Genomic DNA, 23,139 nt, shown 5'->3' with positions numbered 1-23,139 from the left:
ACTCCCTACACGCCCTGGACGGGGTCGTGGTGGCCGCCGTCCGGGGTCTCCGCACCCGGCATCGCACCGTTGGGGTCGATCGCGCCGTCGTAGTTGTAGACGTGGTAGGAGCGGTCGCCGTCGTCGCGGTGTTTCGTCGTGGTCACGTAGCGGTGGATCAGGCCGTCGATCTCGATCTCCACCACCGGTGCGTCCACGGTGTCGAGAACGGCGCCGTCGCGCGGGCCGCCGGTCAGCTGGACTTGTTCAGAGGGTTCGTTGGCCATGCGCGGACCCTTACCCGGCGGTGGCGTGCGGAAACGAATCACGGCCCGGCCACAGCCGCCTCGAGCCCTTCGAGGGTGTGCGTGGGCGGCATCCCCGCGCGCATCAGGGCCGGCACTGATGTGTTCGGAAAATTTATGTTTGGCGCTGGACAAAGTGGCTCTTGGCCGCGCGCGATGCTAATCTTGGATTGGTCAGACAATAGGGCTGCCAGCAATTACGACGATTTCGCCGGAATTGCTGGAATGCGCTGATCACGCACGTGGCCGGGCGGTGTTCCGGCGGGCCGGTCGCGGGCCGGCCTCCCCCTTCAGGACAGCCTCACCAGCCATTCTGCGGAGCCGATCCCATGAACGGCGGCGTGGCCGACCGAACCGCATCAGGAAGTCCGGGACATCTGCGGAAAAAGCGCGCCCGGACGGGGCGTGGCCTAGCAAGAGCCACTCCGGGCCGTCAACAATTGTGCGGGAACTTTACAGCGCCAGTTCGCGGTGTGTGAGTTGCGCTACTGTCGTGGCGAATTCGACCCGGTTCCACGAATCGAGCTCCCGCTGAGCGGTATTCGTCGATGTTGAATGGCGGATCGCCGCGTTCTCATTCGTCCGGAGTTGCACATGCTTCGAGCCTGCACAGACCTCAGTCGCCGTGTCGCGGCCGCGCTGATCCTCGGCCTCGCCCTCTCCCTCGCAGTGTTCGTCGTGGCGCCGCCCACCGCGGCCCAGGGCGCCCCCGGCGGCCCCGCGGCCGCGCACCACCGGGACACCTTCATCCCCGGCCGGCCCGCGCCCGCCACCGGCCGGGCCCTGCAGCCGCTGCCGCACATCACCGGGTCCGTCCCGGTGCGCACCGACCGGAAGCTGCGGCCCGGGAAAGGCACCGGCACCAGCGGCGCGAACTCCGCGGCCGTGCTCACCCCCGCGCCCGACCTGGCGCTGCGGACCCTCGTCGTCGGCACCGAGCCCACCGACTGGGGTGTCGACACCTGGCGTTCGACGCTCGACCGGGTCGGCGCCGCCTACGACGTGCTCTACAGCCGCACCACCGCGCTGACCGCCGCCTCGCTCGTGCGGGCCGACGGCACCGGGAAGTACAACGCGATCCTGCTCACCAGCAGCTCGCAGCTCTACGACGGCGGTGCGGCCGGCTTCGTCAGCGGCTTCGACGCCACCGAGTGGAACACGCTGTGGGCCTACGAACGCGACTACGGTGTCCGCCAGGCCGCCCTCTACACCAGCTACGGCACGTTCCCCGAGAACTACTGCCTCGCCGCGTCCACCGAGGGCGGTGTCGCCGACACCCCGCTGCCGGCGGCGCTCACCACGGCCGGCGCCGGCGTCTTCGACTACCTCAAGCCGACCGCGACCGTGCCGATCGTGCAGTCCTATGTGTACCGCACCCGCGTCACCGCCGGCTGCGCGGCCGACCCGGTGCTGGTCAACGGGGCCGACGTGCTCGGGGTCCGCACGACCTCGGCCGACGGCCGGGAGCGCCTGGCGCTGACGTTCACGTCGAACCAGAACCTGCTCCAGGCCGGCCTGCTCACCTACGGCCTGCTGCGCTGGGCGACCAAGGGCATGTTCCTCGGCGAGCAGCGGCACTACCTCAACGTCGACGTCGACGACTGGTTCAACACCTCCGACCACTACTTCCCGGACGGACACATCGAAAGCACGCCGGGGTACCGGATGACCGGCCACGACGCCTTCAACGCCAACCAGCAGCAGATCGCCCTGCGCACCGCGTATCCGCTGGCCTCCGGGTTCACCTTCACCATGGCCTACAACGGCGCCGACGCGGTGCTGCCGGCCGACGCGACGTGCAGCGCCCGCGGCGGCGTCAACACGCTCACGCCGACCACCCGCTGCCTGCGCACCAGCTTCCGGTGGATCAACCACACCTACACCCACCAGGAGCTCAACTTCACCGACGCCGCGACGACCAGCAACGAGATCACGGCCAACCGCCCCGTGGCCACGGCGCTCGGTCTGTCGCAGCCCAACAACGTGCTCAAGACCGGCGAGTACTCCGGCCTCGGCGTCTACAACCCGGACCCGAACGACGATGTCAACCCGCCCACCGACCACGGCCTGATGGCGTCCAACCCCAACCTGCTCAGCGCCGCGCAGGCGGCCGGCGTGACCTACCTGCACGGCAACATGTCGTTCCCGAGCCACGTGCCGGCGTGCTTCAACTGCGGCATCGTGCACCCGATGAACGCCACGATCACGATCGTGCCGGACTGGCCGACCAACATCGCCTACTACACGACGACGGCGGCCGAGGAGACGGCGTTCTACAACGCCTACTACGGACCGGGCGGGCGGTTCCCGTTCTGGCCGACGAACCTCACCTACGCGCAGATCATCGACTACGAGGCCGGGGTCGCGCTGCAGCACGTCTCGTCCGGCTCCATCTACACGCACACGCTGCACATCGCCAACCTCAACGACTACGGCTCCGGGGCCACCCTGGCCACCGACTGGGCCCGCAAGGTGGCCGAGAAGTACAGCGCGTACTACTCGGTGCCGCTGCTCAGCACCGCCTGGTCGGCGCTCGGGCCGTACGTGTCGAGCCGCAACGCCCACTTCGCCGAGCTGACCGCCGGAGTCGACGCCGTCTGGCACCCGGGCACTGGGACCGTCACGGTGACCTCACCCGCGGCCGGGCAGGTCGGGCTGAGCGGGATCGCACCGGCCGGGGCCGTCACCTACGGCACCGACCACATCGCCCAGGTGACCCTGGCCGCCGGGGTGACGGTGACCGTGCCGGCGAGCCCGCGACCGTGAAAGTAGCCCTGGTCTCCGAAGGCACCTATCCGTTCGCGATGGGAGGGGTCAGCGTGTGGTGCGACCAGCTGCTGCGCGGCCTGCCCGACTATCGCTGGGACATGGTGGCCCTGACCGTCGACGGCTCCGAGCGGGAGCTGTGGCCCCGGCCCGAGAACCTCGACCGGGTCGTGCAGATCCCGCTCTGGGCCGCCGGGGCCCGGCGGCGCGCGTCGCGCCCCGGGTCCGCGTTCCGGGCGTCGTATCCGGCGTTCCTGACGAGCCTCGTCACGCCGCTGGACCCGCACCCGGAGAAAGCGGCCGTGGAGCGCAGCCGCTTCGTGCTCGCGCTGCGCGGGCTGTACGAGTACGCCGCCGACGGCGGGGACCTGGGCGCGGCGCTGACCTCCAACGACGCGCTGCACACGATGACGGAGACGTGGCACGGCCTGCGCGCGGACGGCCTGGTGCTGGCCGACGCGGTGCAGGCGGCGTCGCTGATCGAGCACATGCTGCGCCCGCTCAGCGCGCCGCCGGTGCGGGCCGACGTCGTGCACACCTCGATGAACGGCCTGTCGGTGCTCGTCGGGATGGCCGCCAAGTGGCGCCACGGCACCCCGGTGCTCATGTCCGAGCACGGCATCTACCTGCGCGAGCGGTACCTGGCCTACCTGGACCAGGACGCGCCGCACGCGGTGAAGGTCCTCGTCCTGAGCTTCTTCCGGGCCCTCGCCGGGGCCGGGTACCTCATCTCCGACGCCCTCGCCCCGCACTCGTCGTACAACCGGCGGTGGCAGCTGCGCAACGGGGCGCCGGTGGAGCGGATGTGGACGATGTACAACGGGGTGTCCCCGGAGTCGTTCCCGGCCGCCGAGGAGGAGCCGGCCGAGCCGACCGTCGTCTTCGTCGGCCGCATCGACCCCCTGAAGGACCTGCACACGCTGATCCGGGCGTTCGCCGTCGTGCACGAGCGGATGCCGGAGGCGCGGCTGCGCGTCTTCGGCGCCACCCCGCCCGGCGGCGAAAGCTACCGCGACAGCTGCTCCGCGCTCATCGACGAGCTCGGCATCGGCGCGTGGGCGACGATGGAGGGCCGGGTCGCCGACACCGTGCACGCGTACCACAGCGGCAGCATCGTGGCACTGACCAGCATCTCCGAGGGCTTCCCCTACACCGTGGTGGAGGCGATGGCCTGCGGGCGGACGGTCGTGTGCACCGACGTCGGCGGTGTCGCCGAGGCCGTCGGCGACGCCGGGATGGTGGTGCCGCCGCGGGACGTCGCGGCGATCGCCGACGCGTGCGTGAAACTCCTCGACGACGCGACCCTGCGACAGCAGCTGGCGGCCCGGGCCCGGGAGCGGGTCATGGGCCGGTTCACCCTCGCACAGTCCCTCGACGCCTACCGCCGCCTCTACGAGCGGGTCACCACGCCGGAGCTGACGGCGGCCGGGGCCGCCCCGGCGTCCAGCGCCGACCCGCAGCCGCTGCGGCCGGTCGCCCGGCCGGTGGTGGCCCGGGCCATGGTGCGCCGGATGATCGGGCGGGCCGCGGTCCGCAAGCCGATCGGCCGGGCCACCGTGCCGGCCCTGCGCCCCGCCCGGCCGCCGGACGCGGGGGAGGAGTCGTGAGCACCCAGGAGGTCGAGGCGTCGATGGCGGTCGCGGCCCGCGGCATCGCCAGCGACGCGACGATGGAGCTGTCCGAGGCCGCGCGGCAGGCGTTCGGGGCCCCGGCACCGTCCGGTGACCCGGTCGACGCCCTCGCCGCCCGGGTCAAGGACCGGGCCTCCGGCGCCGTGGACGGGCTCCAGGTCGCCGCGATGCTCGAGGCCGACGGGGTCAGTGACCGCACGGCCCGGGTCGAGTACGGGTTCCAGGACGTGTTCGACCTGGCTGAGGCGGTCTACGTGCGGGTCGCGGACCGGCGGCCACCGGCCCGGCCGCTGGAGGTACCCCCGCCGAATCGCCGGGAACTGCTGCACGGCCTGCTGTATCTGTTGCCGAGCGCGCTGTTCCCGGCGGTCGTGGCCATCGTCGCGCCGCACCCGCTCGTGGTGGCGCTGCTCACCGGGGGCGCGCTCGGGTGGGTCTGGGCCGGCGCCGCCAGCTGGCTGGCCTACCAGGGGCTCAACGTGGGCGATCCGCGGGCGGCGGCGCGGGTGCTGATCGGGGCGAGCGGGCTCGGCGTCGCGGTCGCGGCGGGGCTCGGGGTGGCCGTCACCGCCGTCGCCGGGGGTGGGATCGCGGCCGCCGCCCTGGTGCCGGGGGTCATGGTCTACCAGATGGCGGCGACGCTGCTCGTGTTTCACCGGCACGAGCTGCTGCTCGGCGCGGTGATGCTGCCCGCCGTCGGCCTCGGCGTGGCCACGGCCGTCCACCGCGGCGGGCCGGGCCTGGCCCGCTGGGCGCTGGTGGTCGTGGCGGTCACGGTGCTGGTGGCGCTGACCCTGGCGATGGTGCTGGCCCGGCGGGCCGGCCGGACCGGGCCGGAGACGCCGCACTCGACGGTCCGGGCCCTGCTGCGCGGCCGCACCGGGACGTTCCTGCTCGTCGCCCTCTACGCGGCGCTGTCGGCGGCGTTCCTGCTGCACGCGCAGGCGCCGTACCTGCTCACCCACTTCGACGTGGTGGTGGCCGGGGTGCCGCTCATCGCCGCGATGGGCATCGTGGAGTGGCGGGCCCGCGTGTTCGTGGAGCGCAGCCGGCTGCTGCTGCACCGGGTGAGCCGGCCCCGGCAGTTCGTCCGGGGGGTGTGGCGGATGCTCGGCACCGACCTGCTGCTGTGCTGGCTCGCGGTCGCCGCCGGGGCCGTCCTGCTCCTGGCCGGGCTGCGCTGGGCGGGCCGGCTGACCCCGGCCGGCACGATCATGGCCGGGGCGCAGGTCGCCGTGGCCGGCGCGTACTTCCTGGCCTTCGTCATGGTGGCCCACGGCCGCTATGGCTGGCTCTGCACGGCGCTCGCCGTCGCCACCGCCGCCCACGTGGGCGCCGACGTCCTGCTGCCCCGGGTCGCGGCCGACGCCGCCTCCGACGTCCTGCTCTTCCTGGCCAGCGCCGTGCTGCTGCAGGTGCTGCTGACGATCGCGCTCGTACCGGTCCTGGGTCAGGCCCGTCGCTACCGCTGACCGGGAACCGGTTCCCACGACAGTAAGGGGGACGCACCGCATGCACGCCGTCATCCTGGCCGGGGGTCAAGGCGTTCGCCTCCGCCCGTACACGACCGCACTGCCCAAGCCGCTCGTCCCGATCGGCGACCGCTACACGATCCTCGAGATCATCCTCAACCAGCTGGCCGCCCGCGGCTTCCGCTCCGTCACCCTGGCCATCAACCACCTCGGCGAGCTGATCCGGGCCTTCGCCGGCGACGGCTCCCGGTGGGGCATGACCATCGAGTACCTCACGGAGGACGCGCCGCTGTCGACCGTCGGACCCCTGTTCGGGCTGCGCGACCGGCTCCCGGAGCGGTTCCTGGTGATGAACGGCGACGTGCTGACCGACCTCGACTACGGCGACCTGCTGCACAGCCACGAGCTGTCCGGCGCGGCGCTGACCGTCGCGACCGCGGAACGGCCCCTGAAGATCGATTTCGGGGTACTGACTGTGGACGGTCCCCGCCTGATCGCCTTCACCGAGAAGCCGACCTACCACTATCAGGTCAGCATGGGCGTCTACGCGATGTCCCGGGCCGTCCTGCACGGGTATCCGGCCGGGCTGCCCTTCGGCTTCGACCAGCTGCTCCTGGATCTGCTCGCGCGGGAGGAGTACCCACAGACCTATGCCTTCAAAGGTTTCTGGGTCGACGTCGGAAGACCGGAGGACTACGACCGGGTGAACCGCGACTTCGCCGAGCTGGCACCGATCCTGCTGCCGTCACCGGACGGGGCGGCGGTGTGAAGCGGGTGGTGCTGTTCGGCGGGTCCGGCTTCATCGGTGGGCACGTGCGGGCCGTGCTCGAAGCCGACGCCCGGTGCGTGGTCGTCGCGCCCGGACGCGACCGGCACGACCTGCAGCGCGACGGCGTGGCCGCGCTGTGTGCCCTGCTCGCGGAGGAGTCCCCGGACGCGGTCGTCAACTGCACAGGACGCCTCGGGGGTACTGCCGCAGAACTCCTGCAGGCCAACGCGATCGTCACCGCCCGGCTGCTCGAGGCCGTCGCCGCGGCCGCACCCGCCGCGCGTCTCGTGCGGCTCGGCTCGGCCGCCGAATACGGGCCCGTCCCGGCCGGCGTCGCCGTCACCGAGGCGTATCCGGCCGCCCCGGTCAGCGACTACGGCGTCAGCCAGCTCGCCGGCACCCGGCTGGCCGAGCTGGCCGCCCGGGAGGGCCGGGTCGACGCGGTCGTGCTGCGGGTGTTCAACCCGATCGGCCCCGGCCTGCACGCGGACAACATGCTGGGCCGGGCGGCCGCGCTCATGCGGGCGGCCGCGGCCGGCGGCGCCGACGCGATCACCCTGGGGCCGCTCGGCGCGCACCGCGACTTCCTCGACATCGGCGACGTGGCCCGGGCCGTGCAGCGGGCGGTGTTCGTCACCGACCCGCCCGCGCGGGTGCTCAACGTGGCCAGCGGGCAGGCCGTCGTGTCCCGCACGGCCGTGCGGCTCCTGGCCGAGGCGGCCGGGTTCGCGGGGGTGGTGCGGGAGGAGGGCGTCGCACCGTCGCGGTCCACGGCGGTGCCGTGGATGTGCGGCGACATCGCCGCGGCCCGGGCGGCGCTGGGGTGGACACCGGAGGTCACCCTGGCCGACGCCGTGAAGCGGGTCTGGGCGGGCGTCGGATGAACCGGGCCGTGCTGCTGTTCGCGCTGGTGCTGCTGCCGGTCTTCCCCGGCTGCGCCAACGGCGAGCCGCAGCCGGCCCCGTCCGCCGGCTGGGTCTACCAGCTGCAGGGCTACGACGGGGGGCGGCTGGACGCGCTGGCCCGCACCAGCTATCCGCTCGCCGTCATCGACCTCGCCCGCGACGCCGGGACCGACTACTTTAAGCCGGAGGAGATCGCGGCGCTGCGGGCGACCGGGAAGCGGGTCCTGGCCTACTTCGAGATCGGCAGCATCGAGGAGTTCCGGCCGGAGTACGGGCCGCTGCGCCGCGACGCCGGGGACCTGGTGCTCAACAAGTGGCCGGACTGGCCGCAGGAGTACTTCGTCAAGTACTGGGACGAGCGCTGGTGGACGACCGTGATCGCGCCGCGGGTCGAGCGGGCGGTCAAGGCCGGGTTCGACGGGGTGTACCTCGACACGCTGCTGGCCTACGAGGAGATCGACCGCGGCCTCGTCGCCGGGCGCGATCAGGACAGTCTCGGCGCGGCGATGGTGGCGCTGCTGGTGCGCATCAGCCGCTACGCCAAGCAGCTGCGGCCGGGTTTCTGGATCGTGCCGCAGAACTCCCCGGAGCTGCGGCGCTTCGGCGGGTACACCGAGGCCATCGACGGTCTGGCCATGGAAGAACTGTTCTACCGGGCGACGGACGAGCAGTGCCGCGAGGACTTCTGCGCCGAGAACCTCGCCGAGGCCCGCGCCCTGCGCGACGCGGGCAAGTTCGTCCTCGCCGTCGACTACGCCGGGCAGGGCGACCACGTGCGCGACGCCTGCCAGCGGTACCGCAAGGAACGTTTCGCCGGCTACGTGACGGTCCGCGACCTGGACCGCATCGCCGCGCCGTGCACCTGACGCTTGAAGGAGAGGCATGTCCAGGACTGTCGGTGTCATCGGAATGGGGTACGTCGGGCTGACGCTCACCGCGGCCCTGGCCCGCAAGGGCTACGTCGTCCACGGCGTCGACGTGCAGCCGGCCGTGCTGCGCGCGCTCGCCGCCGGGCGCCCGCACATCTTCGAGCCGGGCGTCGCCGAGGCGTTCGCCGAGCACATCAACCGATCGATCTTCGTGGACTCGGCGCTGCCGGCCGGCACCGTCGACGCCACCGTGATCTGCGTGTCCACGCCCGTCGACGAGCACACCCGGCGGCCCAACCTGACGAACCTCGCGGCCGCGGCCCGCCTCGTCGGGCAGTCGTGCACGGCGGAGACGCTCGTCGTGGTGCGCAGCACCGTGCCGGTCGGGGCCAGCCGGGCCGTGGTGCTGCCGCCGCTGCTGGAGGCCTGGGGGAGCGGGGTGCGGCTGGTGATGGCGCCCGAGCGCACGATCCAGGGCCAGGCCCTGCGTGAGCTGGTCGAGCTGCCGCAGGTCATCGGCGGCCTCGACGACGAGAGTCTTCAGGCCGGGGTCGCGCTGTTCGAGGGGCTCGCGGAGCGGATCGTCCCGGTGTCGAGCCTGGAGGCGGCCGAGATGGTGAAGCTGTCCAACAACTGCCACACCGACCTGATCTACGCCTACGGCAACGAGGTCGCGCTCATCGCCGAGCGCCACGGCCTCGACCCGCTCGAGGTGATCCGGGCCGCGAACCTCGACTACCCGCGGCCCGACCTGGCCCGGCCCGGGTACGTCGGCGGCGGCTGCCTGTCCAAGGACCCGTACCTCATGGTCGGCAGCGCCGGGGACACGCCGCCGTTCCTGGTCGAGCGGGCCCGGCGGCTCAACGAGCACCTGCCGGTGCACGTGGCCACCCGGGTCGTGGAACACCTGCGGGAGCTGCGCGGCGCGACCCGCGGGCTGCGCCTGTCGGTGCTCGGCTGGGCGTACAAGGGCTGGCCGCCCACCGACGACATGCGGGGCACGCCCATCGAGGCCATGATGCCGATCTTCACCGAGGCCGGCCTGGTGGTGCTCGGGCACGACCCGATGGTCAGCGACACGGTGGTGCGCCAGTACGGCGGCGAACCGGTCAGCCTGGACAAGGCGTTCAGCGAGGCCGACGCCGTCCTCGTCGTCAACGACCACCCCGACTACCGGGCCATCCGCCTCGACGCGGTCCTCGGCGGGCACCGGCCGGCGCTGATCTTCGACTCGTGGCGGATCCTGGACGAGCCGGCGGTACGCGCGGCCGGGATTCGTTACGCCGGTATCGGCTACGCGGCTGGTGCGGCTCCGACCGCGGCTGGAGCCTGACCATGCGCGTGCTGCTCCTGGGCGGGGCCGGGTTCATCGGCCTGCACCTCGCCCGCCGCCTGCTCGCCGAAGGCCACGCGGTCACCCTCGTCGACGACTTCTCCCGCGGCCGCGACGACGCCGACCTGGCCGCGGTCCGGGCCCACCCGGGCGCGACCGTGCGCTCGGCCGACCTCACCGCCGCCGCCACCTGGGCCGCACTGCCCCGGATCTGGGACCAGGTGTACCTGCTGGCCGCCGTCGTCGGAGTGCGCAACGTCGAGGGCGACCCGGCCCGGGTCGTGCGGGTCAACACCCTTACCGCACTGCACCTGCTGGACTGGGTCGAGCCCGGGCAGCGGGTGTTCTTCGCCTCGACCAGCGAGGTCTACGCGGGCGGCGTCGACGCCGGCACCGTGGCCGTGCCGACCGCCGAGGACGTGCCGGTGACGGTCGCCGACGTGACCGCGCCCCGGTTCGCGTACGCGATCAGCAAGCTGCTCGGCGAGGCCGCGTTCGTCCACATGGGACGGGCCAAGGGCGTGGCCGCGGTCGTCGGGCGGTTCCACAACGTGTACGGGCCGCGGATGGGCGCCGACCACGTCATCCCGGAGATGGCGCTGCGGGCGCTGCGGGGCGAGGATCCGTTCCGCGTGCCCGGGGCCGACCAGCACCGCGCGTTCTGCTACGTCGACGACGCGGTCGAGGCGATGCTGCGGCTCATGGCCACCCCGGCCGCGGGCGGGCGCATCGTGCACATCGGCGACGACACGGCCGAGACGAACATCGCCGACCTCGCGAAGCTGGTGCTGCGGCAGACCGGTACCCCCGCGACGCTCCTGCCCTTGCCGGCACCACCGGGGTCGGTCCGCCGCCGCTGCCCCGACCTGACCCTGCTCCGCACGCTGACCGGCTATCAGCCCGCCGTCCCGCTCGAGGAGGGCGTCCGCCGGACTGTCGCCTGGTATCGAGAATGGGGAAACTAATGCTTCCGATCGGCTTCTACTACGGCGCCGGGCAGCTCGACGCTTTGTGTCAATACCGGCGGGTGGTACTGCAGCCCGAGTTCTACCAGCCCGGTGAGCTGACCTACCTGACCCGCAACGGCACCGAGCCGCTCGCCTACCTGTCGCTGTCGGAGGACCAGGGGCCGCCGGCGGCCTGGCAGCGCACCGAACGCAACCCGGACTGGGGCGGCGCGTTCGTGCACGTCGACCACCCGGACTGGGTCGAGCACGTGGTCGGACAGGCGAAGTCGGCCCTCGCGGGCGGCTTCACCGGCCTGTTCCTCGACACGCTCAACGTCGAGCTGACGTTCCCGGAGGACGTGCCGCACCTGCTGAAACTCGTGGCCGCGCTGCGCTCCGAGGCGCAGCCCGGCTACATGCTGGCCAACCGCGGGTTCGGGATGCTGCCGCAGCTCACCGAGCTCGTCGACGGGATCCTGTTCGAGTCGTTCTCGGCCCGCTGGCACGAGGACGGCTACGGGCCGTGGCCGCCGGACGTGCTGGAGTATCACGCGCAGATCGCCGAGCGGCTGCTGAAGTTCGACCTTGACCTGTACGCGCTCGACTACGCCGACAGCGACGGGCTCGCCGACTTCGCCAAGCGCCGGGCGCAGCAGTTCGGCCTGCACGTGTTCATCAGCGACCGGGCGCTGTCCCGGGTCTGACGGGTGGATGCCGGCTCCTTCGGGAGCCGGCACTCGCCTGCCTACACGGTCAGCCGCGGGTCGAGCGCGATGGCGACCAGGGTGTCGAAGGGCAGTACCGGGTCCGCCTGCTTACCCGGGCTGGTATCGGTCTGGCCGCCCTGGTTCGCGGACACGATGAGGATGGTGATGCCGTCCGGGCGGTCCACGATCACATAGTTGTCGGCGACGGTGCCCTCGTGGATCTCCCGCCGCAGGATGGTGGTGCCGTCCGCCTCGGTCGTGCACTCACTCGCCGTGCCGCAGTTCATCGGGTTCCAGTCCGTGCTGCGCCGCCCGACGTTCAGCGACACGTTGCCCTCGCCGGTCGGCCCCTTCAGGTCGGCCGAGCCGAAGTAGCTGTCGTTGCCGCTGTAGAACAGGTACCGCATCGTGAACGGCGACCCGTCCGCACCCGCCGACAGCGTGTAACGGGGCGCCCGCTGCCTGACCACGTCCTTGACGACCTGGGACAGGTGGCTCGCGGCGGCGCTGGCCTGGCCGGCCGGCGTCGACCCCTTGCCGTTCGGAACCTGAGGCGGCGCCTTGCTCGTCACCGGCGACGGGCTCGCGGTGGCCTGCCCCCCTGCGCCGGGTGCGTTGGCCTTCGGGGCGCTTCCCCCGGCCACGATGGCCACGCCGACCGCCACCACCGCCACCCCGCTCCCGGCGCCGACGGACGCGACCCGGCGTACCACCGACCGCCGCCGCCCTCGCGCGATCAGCCGATCGACGTCGATCGGCGACGCCGGCACCACACCGATCGCCGCGTCGAACTCTGCCTTCATCACTGCACCCCTGACACGTTGGAAATGGCCGCTCGCAACGTCTCCAGCCCGCGCGCGGTCTGACTCTTGACGGTGCCGGTGGAGATGCCGAGCATCTCCGCGGTCTCCTCGACCGAATGGTCGAGGTAGAAACGCAGGACGATCACCGCGCGCCGCTTCTTCGGCAGCGACCGCACCAACGCCAGCAGGTCCTGGTGCTCACCCGCCGCCGCGACCTCGGCCGCCGGGACCTCGGGCATCCGGTCCGTCGACACCTCCCGCCGCCACGGCCGCCGCCGCTCGTCCAGGTAGACGTTGACGAGCATGGCCCGCACGTACGCGTCGATGTTGTCCGCCTGCGCGGCCCGCTTCCACTTGTCGTAGAGCCGCGCGAGGGCGGTCGCCACCAGGTCGTCCGCGGTGTGCCAGTCGTGGCACAGCAGGAACGCGGTCCGCCGCAGGACATCCATCCTGAGCGTGACGTACTCCCGGTACGCCGCCTCGTCGCTTCGCTGCACGCCGATCCCTTCCGTTGCCTCTACCCGCGGGACGGAACGACGCTCCTTCGAGGTTGCTTTTCAGCGGCCGCCGCCGGGCCCACCGCGCGTCACGGGCGGGCCAGGCCCGTTTCGTGGGCCCAGATGGCGACCTCCACCCGGTTGCGCAGGCCCAGGCGGGTGTGGATGGCGGCCAGGTGGCCCTTGACCGTGCCCACCGAGAGGTGCAGTGCGGCGGCTATCTCGGGGTTCGACCGGCCCTTCGCCACCAGGCGGGCCACCTCCTGCTCGCGCGGCGTCAGTGTGCCGGGGCCGGGCCCGGTGGCCGGCTCGGGGCTCAGGCGTTGCAGGAGGCGGACCGTGACCTGGGGGCTGATCAACGTGTCGCCGGCCATGGCGGCTCGGATCGCTTCGATCATCAACGTGGGGCCGGAGCGTTTCAGCAGGAAGCCGGACGCGCCGTCGCGCAACGCGGTGTACACGTAGTCGTCCTGGTCGAACGTGGTGACCACCACGACCCGGATCGGGTCCGTCACACCCGGGCCGGCCAGGGCCCTGGTCAGCTCCAGGCCGTCCAGCCCCGGCATGCGGATGTCGGCCAGGACCACATCGGGGCGCAGGTGGCGGGACAGTTCCAGGGCGCGGGTGCCGTCGGCCGCCTCGGCCACCACCGTCATGTCGGGCTGGGCGTCCAGGATCAGGCGGAACGCGGCCCGGATGCCGGCCTGGTCGTCGGCCAGCAGAATTCTCGTCGTCATGACCGGTCCAGGGGGAGGGTCGCGGTCAGCCGCCAGCCTTCGCCGTGCGGGTGGGCGGCCAGGGTGCCGCCCAGCGTCTCCACCTCCGTCGCGAGGCCGGGGAGGCCGCGGCCGGCGGGGGTGGTGCGGGGCGGGGCGGAGTGCGGGGCGGAGCGGCCGTTCGTGACGGTGACGGTGACGGCGTCCGGGCGGTGCCCGGTGACGGCCACCCGGACGAAGGTCGCGGCGGGGGCGTGGCGGCGGATGTTGGTCAGGGCCTCGGCGACGATGCGGTACGCGGCCGTCGAGACGGCCGGCGGGGTCCGGCGCGGCAACGCCGGGTCGAGGGTCAGTTCGGCCGCCGGGTGTCCGGTCGCGCGGAAGCGGTCCACCAACGTGCTCAAGGCCTCCAGGCCCGGGCTGTCGAGCGTGTGGACGGTCCGGTCCAGGGCGGTCATGGCGTGCTGGCCGGCCTGCTCGATGCGCCGGAACAAGTCGGCCGGGTCGGTCCCGGCCACCTGGCCGGCCTGGGCCAGGGCGAGCATCTCGCTGACGTCGTGGGCCACGAAGTCGTGCAGGTCGCGGGCCAGGCGGAGGCGTTGCTCGCGGCGGGCCTCCTCGGCGTGCCGCTGCCGGCCGCGGTCCTGGGATCGCAGCGTGAGGCCGATCGCCGCGGCCGTGAGGGCGGCGATGGACCACAGGCCGCACGCGCCGACCGCGGCCGGGAAGGACGGCGGGCTGGTGAGCCGGAGGACCAGGAGTGCGATCGCCAGGCCGGTGGCCGCGGCGGCCGGCAGTGCGGTGCGCGGGCCGGCCCGGTGCGTGAAGCGGATGACCAGCACGGTCAGGGCGGTGAACTCGATCGCCAGGGGGAGCAGGGCGGCGCTCCACGTCGGTGGCGGCGATCCGGATCGGTCCACCCCCAGGACGAGGCTGACCGTTGCCGAGATCAGGGCGGCGGCGATCGTGGCCGTGGCGGTGCGGCGGCTGACCCCTGAGCGGACGGCGATCGTCGCGGCCGCGGCGGTGAGGGTGGCCGCGGTCAAGGTCATCCACAGGGGCACGGCGCCAGACTAACCAGGGCCGCGCCCGGTCGGCACCTGCCGATCGGCCGGGTCGCGGGCCGCACCTGAGGTCGAGTCCGGCCGGTCGGCAGTCGCGGCTCCGGCAGTACCACCGCGAAGGTCTTTGGCATGTGGGCAATTGTGGCTTTGGGCTGGTCGGTCGGGACGGCCGCGGCCGGAGTGGGGTGGGCGCTCGGGGCTCCCGGGGCGCCGTTCGGGACGGACGATCGGGCCGTGCGCATGGGGGCGGTGCTGACCGGACTCAGCGGTGCGGTGGCGGGAATCGGCATCGCCCTGCTCGGGCTGGTGCTGGCCGGTGTGGCGGTGACGGCCTGGCGGTCGGCGCGGGTGAGCGCGGCCGTGCGGGTCGCGGCGTGGGTGGCGGCGGGCGGGCTGCTGCTCGTCGTGCCGGACGGGCGGCTGCTGCTCGCGGTCGGGGAGGTGCTCGCGGGGCATCCGGGGCGGGTCGAAGCGGCGGCGCTGACGCAGGGATGGTTCGCGGTCGGTGGGGTGCTGTGGGGGCTGGTCGCCTACGGCGGGCGGGCGCGCGAAACGGTGGTGCCGCGGTGGGGGCGGGCGGTGACCCTGGTGGCGGCGGCGCTGCCGCTCGGGTATGCGCTGCCGCGGCTGCTGTGGGCGGCCGGGCTCAGGTTCGGGCTGGGCGAGGCCACCGCCGGGATGGTGGCGACGGCCGAGGGACGGCAGCGGGAGCTGATCTTCGCCCTCGCCTGTATCGGTGGCGGGGTGCTGACGCTGGGGCTGGTGCAGCGCTGGGGGACCTGGGTGCCGTGGTGGGTGGCCGCGGTGCCGGCCACCGCCGTCGCGGTCGTCCTCACCGGAGCCGGGTTCACCATGTGGCGGTCCCTGGCCGCGTTCGAACCGGCCGACTGGGCGGCGTGGGCCGGCAATCTCATCTGGCTGCCGTGGGGCGTGACACTCGGGATGGCGACGTTCGCGTATGTGCGGCGGCGGCGCGCAACCGGTTAGCCGGCCGCGGTGGGCCGGGCCGGGATCGGCCAGCCACGCAGGAGCACCAGGCCGGCGAGCAGGGCGGCCAGGCCCATCCAGCCGGCCAGCGTCACGCCGTTCACCTCCTCGGACGCGCCGAGGAACAGGCCGTCGAGGCCGACCTGGGAGACCACGAAGACGCCGATCGCCGCCAGGCACACACCGGCCGCGGCCGTGACCGGGCCGGCGCCCGTCGGTGGCGGGGCGGGCACCCGTTCGGCCCACCGGAACAACAACAGCAGAGCCGCCAGGGGTACCGCGCACGCCGCGATCCACACCGGGAAGATGCCCCACCAGCCGGCAGTACCCGCCGCCGGTGGCTTGAGCCCGGCCAGCAGGAGCACACCCTGCACGACGAACACGGCCGACAGGTGCCAGCAGAACAGGGTCATCACGACGCCGTTGCCGTAGACGACGGTCAGCCAGACCCGGGTCCGGCGCAGCCAGCGGGCGGCCGGGGCGCGCAGGAGCAGGACCACGCCGAGCTGCCCGATCGCGTAGGCCAGCAGCGCCACGTCGGGCGGGGCCATGTTCGACGTGGGGCGGCCGGGCAGGCCGACCATCAGCACCGGATACCAGTGCAGTCCGTAGGTCAGCAGCACCGCGACGCCGACCCCGGCGACCGCGCACACCGCCGGAACCCAGCCGCGCGTGAGCGAGCCGTCGGCCCAGAAGAAGCCCAGCTGGTGGATCGCGAGCCAGATGACGACCAGGTTGGCCACGCCGGCCCACAGCTGGTCGTAGCGGAACTCGAGCACGTCGAACCCGATGCCGAGCACGACCAGCACAGCGAGGAGCAGCCGGCCGTACCGTCGATGCCCGGCCTCCATCAGCGGCGCGAAGAGCACTACGATGAGGTACACCCCGATGAACCACAGCGGTGTCGTCACCCGGTCGGCGGCGAGCGCGACCGGCCCCCGCTCCCAGCCGCCCGCCTCCAGGACGCCGACGACTGCGGCCCACACCCCGAGCAGCACCAGGACCGGCGGCAGCAGCCGGGTCACGCGGGAGCGGTAGAAGTCGCCGAGGGTGCCGCCGCGCCGGCGCAGCGACGCCAGGGTCATCGCGTGCGCGAAGCCCCCCACCGACCCTGACACGGCGGCGCTCATGCCGAACATCTTCACGGGCCGGGTCCGATGGAGCAACCTGTGTACCGTCGAATCGGTGATCCGACACGCGTTCCTGGCCACGGCCGCCACCGCCCTGACCGTCCTGCGCGACCCGGCCCTGGAAGACCGGTGGGCCACGCCGAGTGCCCTGCCCGACTTCACCACCGCCGGCCTGGCCCGGCACCTGGCCAACCAGGTCGAGCACACCGCCACCTACCTGGCCGCACCGCCCGGACCGGCGGCGATCCCGGTGCTGGAGCACTTCACCCGCAACGCCTGGGTCACCTCCGGCGCCGACAGCCCCGACAACGTCGACATCCGCCGGCGCGGTGAGCACGCGGCCACCTCGACCAGCGCCGCCGGCCTCGCGGATGTCGTCGCCGCCGCCCTGACCGAGCTGCGGGCCGTCCTGCCCGCCCAGCCCGCCGACCGGATCGTCGACCTCGGCGACTGGGGCCTGGCCGTCGACGACTTCCTGCTGACCCGGCTCGTCGAGCTCGTCGTGCACGTCGACGACCTCGCCGTCAGCCTCGACCGGCCGACACCGCCGATCGACCCGGCCGCGGCCGCCGCCACGATCGACCTGCTGAGCCGGGTCGCGACCTGGCGGCACGGCCCGCTGCCGGTCATCCGCGCCCTGGCCCGTCACGAGCGGTCGGCCGGCTCGATCGCCGCTTTCTGACGGTGCCGGTCAGGCACGGCGCGCGAGCAGCTCATGGTGATGGTCCAGTCGCCGGACCGGCGCGAGACCGCGAAGCAGGTCGCCCAGAGGCCCGTGGCGGGCACCGTAGCGCTACCGGAAGTCGCCGGCGTGGTCGCCGGCCCATTCGGCGAACGTCCGGGTGGCGAGGTCCGGGGAGGTGGCGGCCGGGGCGTTCCCGGCCGCGGCCCACATGCGCAGGAGCCGGTCGGCGACGGCGTCCGGCAGGCTCCGGGCCATCTCGGCCCGGGCCGTGTCCGCGTCGACGTGCTCCACAGCGATGGGCCGCTGCAGCGCGGCGCCGATCGCGGCGACCTGGTCGGCCTGGCTCAGCGACCGCGGCCCGTGCACGGTGTAGGCCCGGCCGTCGTGCTCGCCGGTCACGAGGGCCGCGACCGCGACCGCCGCCAGGTCGGCCTCGTGCACCGGCGCGGACTGCGCGTCCGGGTAGGCGAGGCGGACCTTGCCCGCGGCGCGGATCGACGGCGCCCACAGGCCGATGGTGTTGCTGGCGAACAGGCCGCCGCGCACGAACGTCCACCCGAGGCCCGACTGCTCCAGGGCCTCCTCGACCGTCCGGTGCCGCTGCGCGATCGGGTTCTGCCCGGCGTCGGGCCGGACCACCGACGCCGAGGACAGCAGCGCGACCCGGCGCACCCCGGCGGCCCGCGCGGCGGCGACGAAGCCCCCGATGCCGGCCGGGTGGGCGTAGAGGAACGCGGCGGTGGCGCCGTCGAGAGCGGCCGGCAAGGTCTCCGGACGGTCGAGGTCGGCGACGACCGGCCCGCCGCGGCTGGTGCCCCGCGCGTCGACACCCGCGTCCCGCAACCCCTGGAGCACGTGCCGGCCCACCTGACCGCGGGCCCCGAACACGACAACAGTCATGCGCCCAAAATAACAAGCCCCCGGGATCGCCCCCGGGGGCTCGCCAGGCGGTTCAGCTGACGGTCACGGCCAGGTCGTCGAGGACGAACGAGGTCTGCAAGGACGAGTCCTCGGTGCCGGAGAACTTGAGGGCCACGGTCTGGCCGGCGAACGCGTTGAGGCTGTAGGACTTCTGGGTGTACCCACTCGCCTTGTTCAGGTTGGAGAGTGTGACGAGGGTCGTGGACCCGGCGGTGACCGTCAGCTTGTCGTAGGCCGACGTCGTTGTGGTCTCGGCGCTGTCGATGTGCACCCAGAACGTCAGTGTCGCCGCGCAGCCGGCCGGGACGGTGACGGACTGGGAGATGGCCTCGGTGTGGGTGGAGCCGTAGCCGAGCAGCCAGGAGCTGTAGGTGCCGCCGTGCGCGGCCTGGCCCTGCGACGCCCACTGGCCGATCGAGCCCGTGGTCCCGGTCCAGCCGGTGGTGCCGGACTCGAAGCCGGGGTTCGTGAGCTTCTGGCCGCTGCAGGTGCCGGTCGGGGGTGTGCTGGTCGGCGGGGTGCTGGTCGGGGGTGTGGTGGTGCCGCCGACCGAGGTGGCCCAGATCGTGTAGGCGACGCCGTCGGCCGCGCGGTTGAGGATGGTGGCGCTGATGTTGCTGGTCGTGTCGCAGGCCTGGTGGTAGCAGGAGTCGTAGGCGCTGTTGGCGGTACCACCCCACTTGGAGGCCTGCGACGACGTCTTGCGGGCGCTGGCGCCGGCCGCGTAGCCCGACGTCGGGATGCCGACCTGCTCGAACGAGTAGTCGTCGGAGCGGCCCGCGCCCTCCGTGTTCTCCTCCGGCTGCAGGCTCAGCGAGTCCCAGTACGCCTTCATCGGCGCGGCCGCGGCCGACGTGATGTGGTTGATGAAGTAGCCGCCGTTGGGCGAGCCCACCATGTCGAAGTTGTAGTACGCCTTGATCTGGGTGCGCTGCGCGCTGGTGAGCGCGTTGGCGTAGAACTTCGAACCCTGCAGGCCCTGCTCCTCCCCGGCCCACCAGGCGAACCGCACGTGCCGGCTCATCGTGGGGTTCTGCTGGGCCAGGACGAGCGCGTTCTCGAGCAGCGTGGCCGAGCCGGAGCCGTTGTCGTTGATGCCGGGCCCGGCGGCGACGCTGTCGAGGTGCGCACCGAACATGGTGATCTGGTCGGACGGGCCGCCCGGCCAGTCGGCGATGAGGTTGTTGGCCCGGTAGGTGCACGAGGTGCAGGTCTGCTCGGCCACCGTGTAGCCGGCGGCCTGCAGTTTGCCCTTGATGTAGGCGACCGAGGCCGTGTAGCCGGCCGTGCCGCTGCGCCGGGTCCCGCCGTTGCCGCTGGCGATGGTACCGAGCTGGGACAGATGGGCCTGCACGTTCGCGACGGCGATGTCGGGCGCCGCGGCGAGCGCGGGGGTGGCGTTCGGCGCGGCGAACGCCGGGATGGTCAGCCCGGCGCCGGCGAGCAGGAGGGCGGCGGACGCGGTCAGGGTCAGCGCCGCTGTTCGGGATCTCATGGGGGATGCTCCTCGGTCGGAGGAAGAGGGTGGCGCGAGATTCGCACACCTCTATCCCCGCGACAAGGCACCGAGGGCGATCCGAAGGGCAAGCGCGAGGGCATAGCGCTGCCCCCATACCGCTCAGCGACGCAGCCGGGCCAGCACCTCCGCGTGGGCGGCCGGGTCGTTCAGCGGGGCCGGGCCGGAGCTGAGGGCATACAGGGCGGTGCGGACGGCCCAGTCCGGCTCCGGATAGAGAGCGCCCCGCAGCACGCCCGTGAACCAGCCGAACAGGTAGCCGCGCCGCCGCTCGGCGTCGGTCATCGCCCGGCGGCCGTAGTGGTCGTTGAGGGAGTAGTGGGCCAGGTCGGCGAGGCGCCGCCACTGCCGGGCCGCGCGGCCGAGCGGCGTGTCGAGCGAGATGCCGGGGTATCGGCCGGCCTCCGCGTCGGCCAGGATCTCGGCCAGCCCCGGGGTGCCGGCGACGTCGAGCAGTCCGGCGATGCGGCGCGCCTCAGCGACGGCCACGGCCCGTTTCGCCGCCGGGGTGGCCGCGTCGACGGCCGCGGCGAGCGCGTTCTGCCCCGGGCGGCTGAGGGCGGCGGGGTCGAAGTAGACGTGCCCGCCGGCCGGGCGGGCGGCGGTGAACCACGGCTCGATCTGCGCCGCGAGCATCGGCGCGGTCAGCCGCTCCACCGGCGGCAGCCCGCCCGCGATGGTGGCCGCGAGCAGCACCGCCCGCGCGACCGCTTCGTCCGGGCCGTCGTCCTCGGGGCCGATCGGCTCGAGGCCGACCGCGCGCCGCGCCTCCAGCAGCCGGTCCGGGTCGGCCCCCCAGGTCTGCCCCGTCCACTCCGGGTCGAAGGCGGCGATCTCGACCCGGTCGACCGCGTATGCGAAACGCGGTGACGCGTAGTCGTGCCGCAGCGCCGCCACCGCCTCCGTGCCCGCCGACACCGGCTCCAGCAGGGAGCCGGTCCCCTCGAACCCCCACGGTTCGAGGACCACGGCCCAGTCGCCGTGCGCGATCGCCCCGGCCATCGTCGGGTAGCCGTCGGCGAACGACGAATACCGCTCGTACATGGCGGCGCCGTCGAGCTCGGTGAACGTGTCCGGGTAAGCGCCGAACCGCCGCAGCGCCTCCCGGGGCTCGACGCCGCGGACGAAGGTCAGGCAGAAGATGTCCCCGAGCGCGTCGCAGAGTGCGACCGCCTGATCCAGTCCAGCCGTCATGGCCGCACCTTGCCCTGCTTAAAAGCTTAATCACAAGCCGCGAAAGTTTCAGGCCGGTTCGAACATCATGGCCGGTGAAGGCGGTCGATCGGTTGACTTAAAGGTTTAAGTTCTCCATGTTCCCGGGTGCATCGCATTGATGTTTGCCTCAGAACCGGGAGACCCGCATGAAGCAACGAAGAGCCGCGCTGGCGTTGTGCGCGGCGGGTGCGCTCGCGGCCGCCGGGGTCGCGGTCGTGACGCTGCCCGCCGCGGCCGCGAGCGCCGGCTGCTCGGTGACCTACCAGAACCTGAGCACGTGGCAGTCGACGCCGACGTCCGGCGGCTTCACCACCAGCCTGGCCATCACCAACCTCGGCGACCCGATCAGCCATTGGACCCTGACCTTCACCCTGCCCAGCGGCCAGACCCGCAGCGGCGGCTGGAACGCGTCGTTCACCGGCACCACCGCCGTCACCGCCACCGACGCCGGCTGGAACGGCGCGATCGGCACCGGCACCACCAACACCTCCGTCGGCCTGCAGGGCGACTGGACCCGCTCGGCGTCCGGGAGCACGCCGCCGGCCCCGTTCCCGCAGCCGTCGAACTTCGCGCTCAACGGCGTGGCCTGCACCGGCTCGACGACCGGCCCCGGCCCGTCCAGCCCGGGCCCGAGCAGCCCGAAGCCGAGCAGCCCTGGCCCCAGCGCCAGCACCAGCACGCCCCCGGCCAAGGCCGCGCCCGCGCTGCACGTGTCCGGCAACAAGCTCGTGACCGCGGCCGGCACCCCGTATCGGCTGCTCGGCGTGAACCGCTCCAGCGGTGAGTTCGCCTGCATCCAGGGCAACGGCATGTGGGACGGCCCGGCCGACCAGGCCTCGATCAACGCGATGAAGACGTGGAACGTGCACGTCGTGCGCATCCCGCTCAACGAGGAGTGCTGGCTCGGCACCGACAGCGTGCCCGCCAACGGCACCAAGGGCGCCGCCTACCAGCAGGCGGTCAAGGACTACGTGAACCTCCTCGTCGCCTCCGGGATCACGCCGATCGTGGAGATGCACTGGAACTACGGCCAGTACTCCGGGGCCGGCGCGGGCTGCTCCGACGTCAAGGCGACCTGCCAGAAGCCGATGCCCGACGCGCAGTACGCCCCGACGTTCTGGACCCAGCTGGCCACGGCCTTCAAGGGCAACAACGCGGTCGTGTTCGACCTGTTCAACGAGCCCTACCCGGACGCCGCCAACAACTGGACCGACGCGACGGCGGCCTGGACCTGCCTGCGCGACGGCGGCACCTGCACCGGCATCGGCTACCCGGTGGCCGGCATGCAGAGCCTGGTGAACGCGGTCCGCGGCACCGGCGCCACGAACGTCATCATGACCGCCGGGCTGACCTGGACCAACGACATGACGCAGTGGCTGCAGTACAAGCCGTCGGACCCGCTGAACAACCTGGCAGCGTCGTGGCACACGTACAACTTCAACGCCTGCGTCACCGCGTCGTGCTGGGACAGCCAGATCGCCCCGGTCGCCGCGCAGGTCCCGCTGGTCGCGACCGAGATCGGCCAGAACACCTGCGCCCACGACTACATCGACCAGGTCATGGCCTGGGCGGACACCAAGGGCATCGGCTACCTGGCGTGGACGTGGAACCCGTGGGGCGTCTGCGGCAGCGCCGGCAACGTGCTGATCACCGACTGGAACGGCACCCCGACGGCCACGTTCGGCGAGGGCTACAAGGCCCACCTGCTCACCCAGAACCCCTGACCCCGCCTGTAGCTGTAGGAGAGCGACAAAGATGCGGAAGCGATCGGCGGCCCTCGCGGCCGCCGTCGTCCTGACGGCCGTGGGGGGGGGGGGCGGCGGGGCCCCCCCCCCCCCCCCGGCGGGGGCCGCCCCCCCCCCCCCCCCCCCCCGCCCGCCCCCCCCCCCCCCCCGGGCCCCCCCCCCACCCCCACACCCCCG

21 protein-coding genes are annotated in these 23,139 nt (G+C 73.0%); 12 read left to right on the top strand and 9 right to left on the bottom strand.

Annotated features, from left to right (window positions below; genetic code table 11):
• Positions 1–5 precede the first annotated feature (5 nt).
• Positions 6–266: a hypothetical protein gene (locus ACIA8L_RS11865; RefSeq protein WP_395903240.1), complete on the bottom strand. Its 261-nt coding sequence runs from the start codon at positions 264–266 to the stop codon at positions 6–8.
• A gap of 612 nt (positions 267–878) precedes the next feature.
• Here ACIA8L_RS11865 and ACIA8L_RS11860 point away from each other — a divergent pair.
• From ACIA8L_RS11860 to ACIA8L_RS11820, 9 genes are read left to right on the top strand one after another with little or no spacing between them, the layout of a single operon-like run.
• Complete coding sequence (locus tag ACIA8L_RS11860) at positions 879–3,050, top strand: hypothetical protein (protein ID WP_395903238.1); 2,172 nt, start codon at positions 879–881, stop codon at positions 3,048–3,050.
• Entirely contained in the window at positions 3,047–4,657 is a 1,611-nt protein-coding gene (gene pelF / locus ACIA8L_RS11855; RefSeq protein WP_395903236.1) for a GT4 family glycosyltransferase PelF, read from the top strand. Before ACIA8L_RS11860 ends, pelF begins: the two co-directional genes overlap by 4 nt.
• Positions 4,654–6,153 carry a hypothetical protein gene (locus ACIA8L_RS11850; protein WP_395903234.1) on the top strand — a complete coding sequence of 500 codons (1,500 nt, stop codon included), beginning with the start codon at positions 4,654–4,656 and terminating at the stop codon, positions 6,151–6,153. Before pelF ends, ACIA8L_RS11850 begins: the two co-directional genes overlap by 4 nt.
• 40 nt (positions 6,154–6,193) lie before the next feature.
• Positions 6,194–6,922, top strand: a complete 729-nt coding sequence (locus ACIA8L_RS11845) for a sugar phosphate nucleotidyltransferase (RefSeq protein WP_395903232.1) — start codon at positions 6,194–6,196, stop codon at positions 6,920–6,922.
• Positions 6,919–7,806, top strand: a complete 888-nt coding sequence (locus tag ACIA8L_RS11840; protein WP_395903229.1) for an NAD-dependent epimerase/dehydratase family protein — start codon at positions 6,919–6,921, stop codon at positions 7,804–7,806. Before ACIA8L_RS11845 ends, ACIA8L_RS11840 begins: the two co-directional genes overlap by 4 nt.
• Entirely contained in the window at positions 7,803–8,693 is an 891-nt protein-coding gene (locus ACIA8L_RS11835; protein ID WP_395903227.1) for an endo alpha-1,4 polygalactosaminidase, read from the top strand. Before ACIA8L_RS11840 ends, ACIA8L_RS11835 begins: the two co-directional genes overlap by 4 nt.
• Positions 8,694–8,709: 16 nt before the next feature.
• Entirely contained in the window at positions 8,710–10,029 is a 1,320-nt protein-coding gene (locus ACIA8L_RS11830) for a nucleotide sugar dehydrogenase (protein WP_395903225.1), read from the top strand.
• 2 nt (positions 10,030–10,031) lie between these two features.
• Positions 10,032–10,994: an NAD-dependent epimerase/dehydratase family protein gene (locus tag ACIA8L_RS11825; RefSeq protein ID WP_395903223.1), complete on the top strand. Its 963-nt coding sequence runs from the start codon at positions 10,032–10,034 to the stop codon at positions 10,992–10,994.
• Complete coding sequence (locus tag ACIA8L_RS11820; RefSeq protein ID WP_395903221.1) at positions 10,994–11,680, top strand: hypothetical protein; 687 nt, start codon at positions 10,994–10,996, stop codon at positions 11,678–11,680. Before ACIA8L_RS11825 ends, ACIA8L_RS11820 begins: the two co-directional genes overlap by 1 nt.
• A gap of 41 nt (positions 11,681–11,721) precedes the next feature.
• On the opposite strand, the gene ACIA8L_RS11815 is transcribed toward ACIA8L_RS11820, so the two are convergent.
• From ACIA8L_RS11815 to ACIA8L_RS11800, 4 genes are all read right to left on the bottom strand, one after another.
• A complete protein-coding gene (locus ACIA8L_RS11815; RefSeq protein WP_395903218.1) occupies positions 11,722–12,486 on the bottom strand; it encodes a hypothetical protein in 765 nt (254 codons plus the stop codon).
• Positions 12,486–12,983 carry a SigE family RNA polymerase sigma factor gene (locus tag ACIA8L_RS11810; RefSeq protein ID WP_395903216.1) on the bottom strand — a complete coding sequence of 166 codons (498 nt, stop codon included), beginning with the start codon at positions 12,981–12,983 and terminating at the stop codon, positions 12,486–12,488. Before ACIA8L_RS11810 ends, ACIA8L_RS11815 begins: the two co-directional genes overlap by 1 nt.
• Before the next feature lie 89 nt (positions 12,984–13,072).
• A complete protein-coding gene (locus ACIA8L_RS11805) occupies positions 13,073–13,720 on the bottom strand; it encodes a response regulator (protein ID WP_395903214.1) in 648 nt (215 codons plus the stop codon).
• The gene (locus tag ACIA8L_RS11800) at positions 13,717–14,763 is read right to left on the bottom strand and encodes a sensor histidine kinase (RefSeq protein WP_395903211.1); all 1,047 of its coding nucleotides are present in this window, start codon (positions 14,761–14,763) and stop codon (positions 13,717–13,719) included. Before ACIA8L_RS11800 ends, ACIA8L_RS11805 begins: the two co-directional genes overlap by 4 nt.
• A 129-nt stretch (positions 14,764–14,892) precedes the next feature.
• On the opposite strand from ACIA8L_RS11800, the gene ACIA8L_RS11795 reads away from it, so the two are divergent.
• Complete coding sequence (locus tag ACIA8L_RS11795; RefSeq protein WP_395903209.1) at positions 14,893–15,750, top strand: hypothetical protein; 858 nt, start codon at positions 14,893–14,895, stop codon at positions 15,748–15,750.
• Here ACIA8L_RS11795 and ACIA8L_RS11790 read toward each other — a convergent pair.
• Positions 15,747–16,880, bottom strand: coding sequence for an acyltransferase family protein (locus ACIA8L_RS11790; RefSeq protein ID WP_395903207.1), 1,134 nt, complete (start codon positions 16,878–16,880; stop codon positions 15,747–15,749). The genes ACIA8L_RS11795 and ACIA8L_RS11790 overlap by 4 nt on opposite strands.
• 55 nt (positions 16,881–16,935) lie before the next feature.
• Between ACIA8L_RS11790 and ACIA8L_RS11785 the strand changes: the two genes are divergently transcribed.
• On the top strand, positions 16,936–17,562 hold the full coding sequence (locus tag ACIA8L_RS11785) for a maleylpyruvate isomerase N-terminal domain-containing protein (protein WP_395903205.1): 627 nt from the start codon (positions 16,936–16,938) through the stop codon (positions 17,560–17,562).
• Positions 17,563–17,673: 111 nt separating this feature from the next.
• Here the strand turns inward: ACIA8L_RS11785 and ACIA8L_RS11780 are convergent, their stop codons facing one another.
• From ACIA8L_RS11780 to ACIA8L_RS11770, 3 genes are all read right to left on the bottom strand, one after another.
• On the bottom strand, positions 17,674–18,465 hold the full coding sequence (locus ACIA8L_RS11780; protein WP_395903203.1) for an SDR family oxidoreductase: 792 nt from the start codon (positions 18,463–18,465) through the stop codon (positions 17,674–17,676).
• Between the two features lie 52 nt (positions 18,466–18,517).
• A complete protein-coding gene (locus tag ACIA8L_RS11775) occupies positions 18,518–19,981 on the bottom strand; it encodes a M28 family peptidase (protein WP_395903201.1) in 1,464 nt (487 codons plus the stop codon).
• 123 nt (positions 19,982–20,104) lie between these two features.
• Positions 20,105–21,196, bottom strand: coding sequence for a DUF6461 domain-containing protein (locus ACIA8L_RS11770; RefSeq protein ID WP_395903199.1), 1,092 nt, complete (start codon positions 21,194–21,196; stop codon positions 20,105–20,107).
• 167 nt (positions 21,197–21,363) lie between these two features.
• Here ACIA8L_RS11770 and ACIA8L_RS11765 point away from each other — a divergent pair, with 167 nt between their 5' ends.
• Positions 21,364–22,941, top strand: a complete 1,578-nt coding sequence (locus tag ACIA8L_RS11765; RefSeq protein ID WP_395903197.1) for a cellulase family glycosylhydrolase — start codon at positions 21,364–21,366, stop codon at positions 22,939–22,941.
• Positions 22,942–23,139: the final 198 nt, after the last annotated feature.

Source organism: Dactylosporangium sp. NPDC051541 (genome assembly GCF_044454505.1).
Taxonomy (GTDB): domain Bacteria; phylum Actinomycetota; class Actinomycetes; order Mycobacteriales; family Micromonosporaceae; genus Dactylosporangium.
The sequence above is the reverse complement of the archived record's forward strand: the minus strand, read 5'-3'. Positions and strand labels throughout refer to the sequence as shown.

Bases quoted from the DNA above. Each gene is read 5' to 3' on its own strand.
- ACIA8L_RS11865 (WP_395903240.1), bottom strand. From the start codon at position 266: ATGGCCAACGAACCCTCTGAACAAGTCCAGCTGACCGGCGGCCCGCGC.
- ACIA8L_RS11765 (WP_395903197.1), top strand. From the start codon at position 21,364: ATGAAGCAACGAAGAGCCGCGCTGGCGTTGTGCGCGGCGGGTGCGCTC.
- ACIA8L_RS11825 (WP_395903223.1), top strand. From the start codon at position 10,032: ATGCGCGTGCTGCTCCTGGGCGGGGCCGGGTTCATCGGCCTGCACCTC.
- ACIA8L_RS11770 (WP_395903199.1), bottom strand. From the start codon at position 21,196: ATGACGGCTGGACTGGATCAGGCGGTCGCACTCTGCGACGCGCTCGGG.
- ACIA8L_RS11830 (WP_395903225.1), top strand. From the start codon at position 8,710: ATGTCCAGGACTGTCGGTGTCATCGGAATGGGGTACGTCGGGCTGACG.
- ACIA8L_RS11845 (WP_395903232.1), top strand. From the start codon at position 6,194: ATGCACGCCGTCATCCTGGCCGGGGGTCAAGGCGTTCGCCTCCGCCCG.
- ACIA8L_RS11805 (WP_395903214.1), bottom strand. From the start codon at position 13,720: ATGACGACGAGAATTCTGCTGGCCGACGACCAGGCCGGCATCCGGGCC.
- ACIA8L_RS11860 (WP_395903238.1), top strand. From the start codon at position 879: ATGCTTCGAGCCTGCACAGACCTCAGTCGCCGTGTCGCGGCCGCGCTG.
- ACIA8L_RS11820 (WP_395903221.1), top strand. From the start codon at position 10,994: ATGCTTCCGATCGGCTTCTACTACGGCGCCGGGCAGCTCGACGCTTTG.
- ACIA8L_RS11775 (WP_395903201.1), bottom strand. From the start codon at position 19,981: ATGAGATCCCGAACAGCGGCGCTGACCCTGACCGCGTCCGCCGCCCTC.
- ACIA8L_RS11835 (WP_395903227.1), top strand. From the start codon at position 7,803: ATGAACCGGGCCGTGCTGCTGTTCGCGCTGGTGCTGCTGCCGGTCTTC.
- ACIA8L_RS11795 (WP_395903209.1), top strand. From the start codon at position 14,893: ATGTGGGCAATTGTGGCTTTGGGCTGGTCGGTCGGGACGGCCGCGGCC.
- ACIA8L_RS11780 (WP_395903203.1), bottom strand. From the start codon at position 18,465: ATGACTGTTGTCGTGTTCGGGGCCCGCGGTCAGGTGGGCCGGCACGTG.
- ACIA8L_RS11790 (WP_395903207.1), bottom strand. From the start codon at position 16,880: ATGAGCGCCGCCGTGTCAGGGTCGGTGGGGGGCTTCGCGCACGCGATG.
- ACIA8L_RS11815 (WP_395903218.1), bottom strand. From the start codon at position 12,486: ATGAAGGCAGAGTTCGACGCGGCGATCGGTGTGGTGCCGGCGTCGCCG.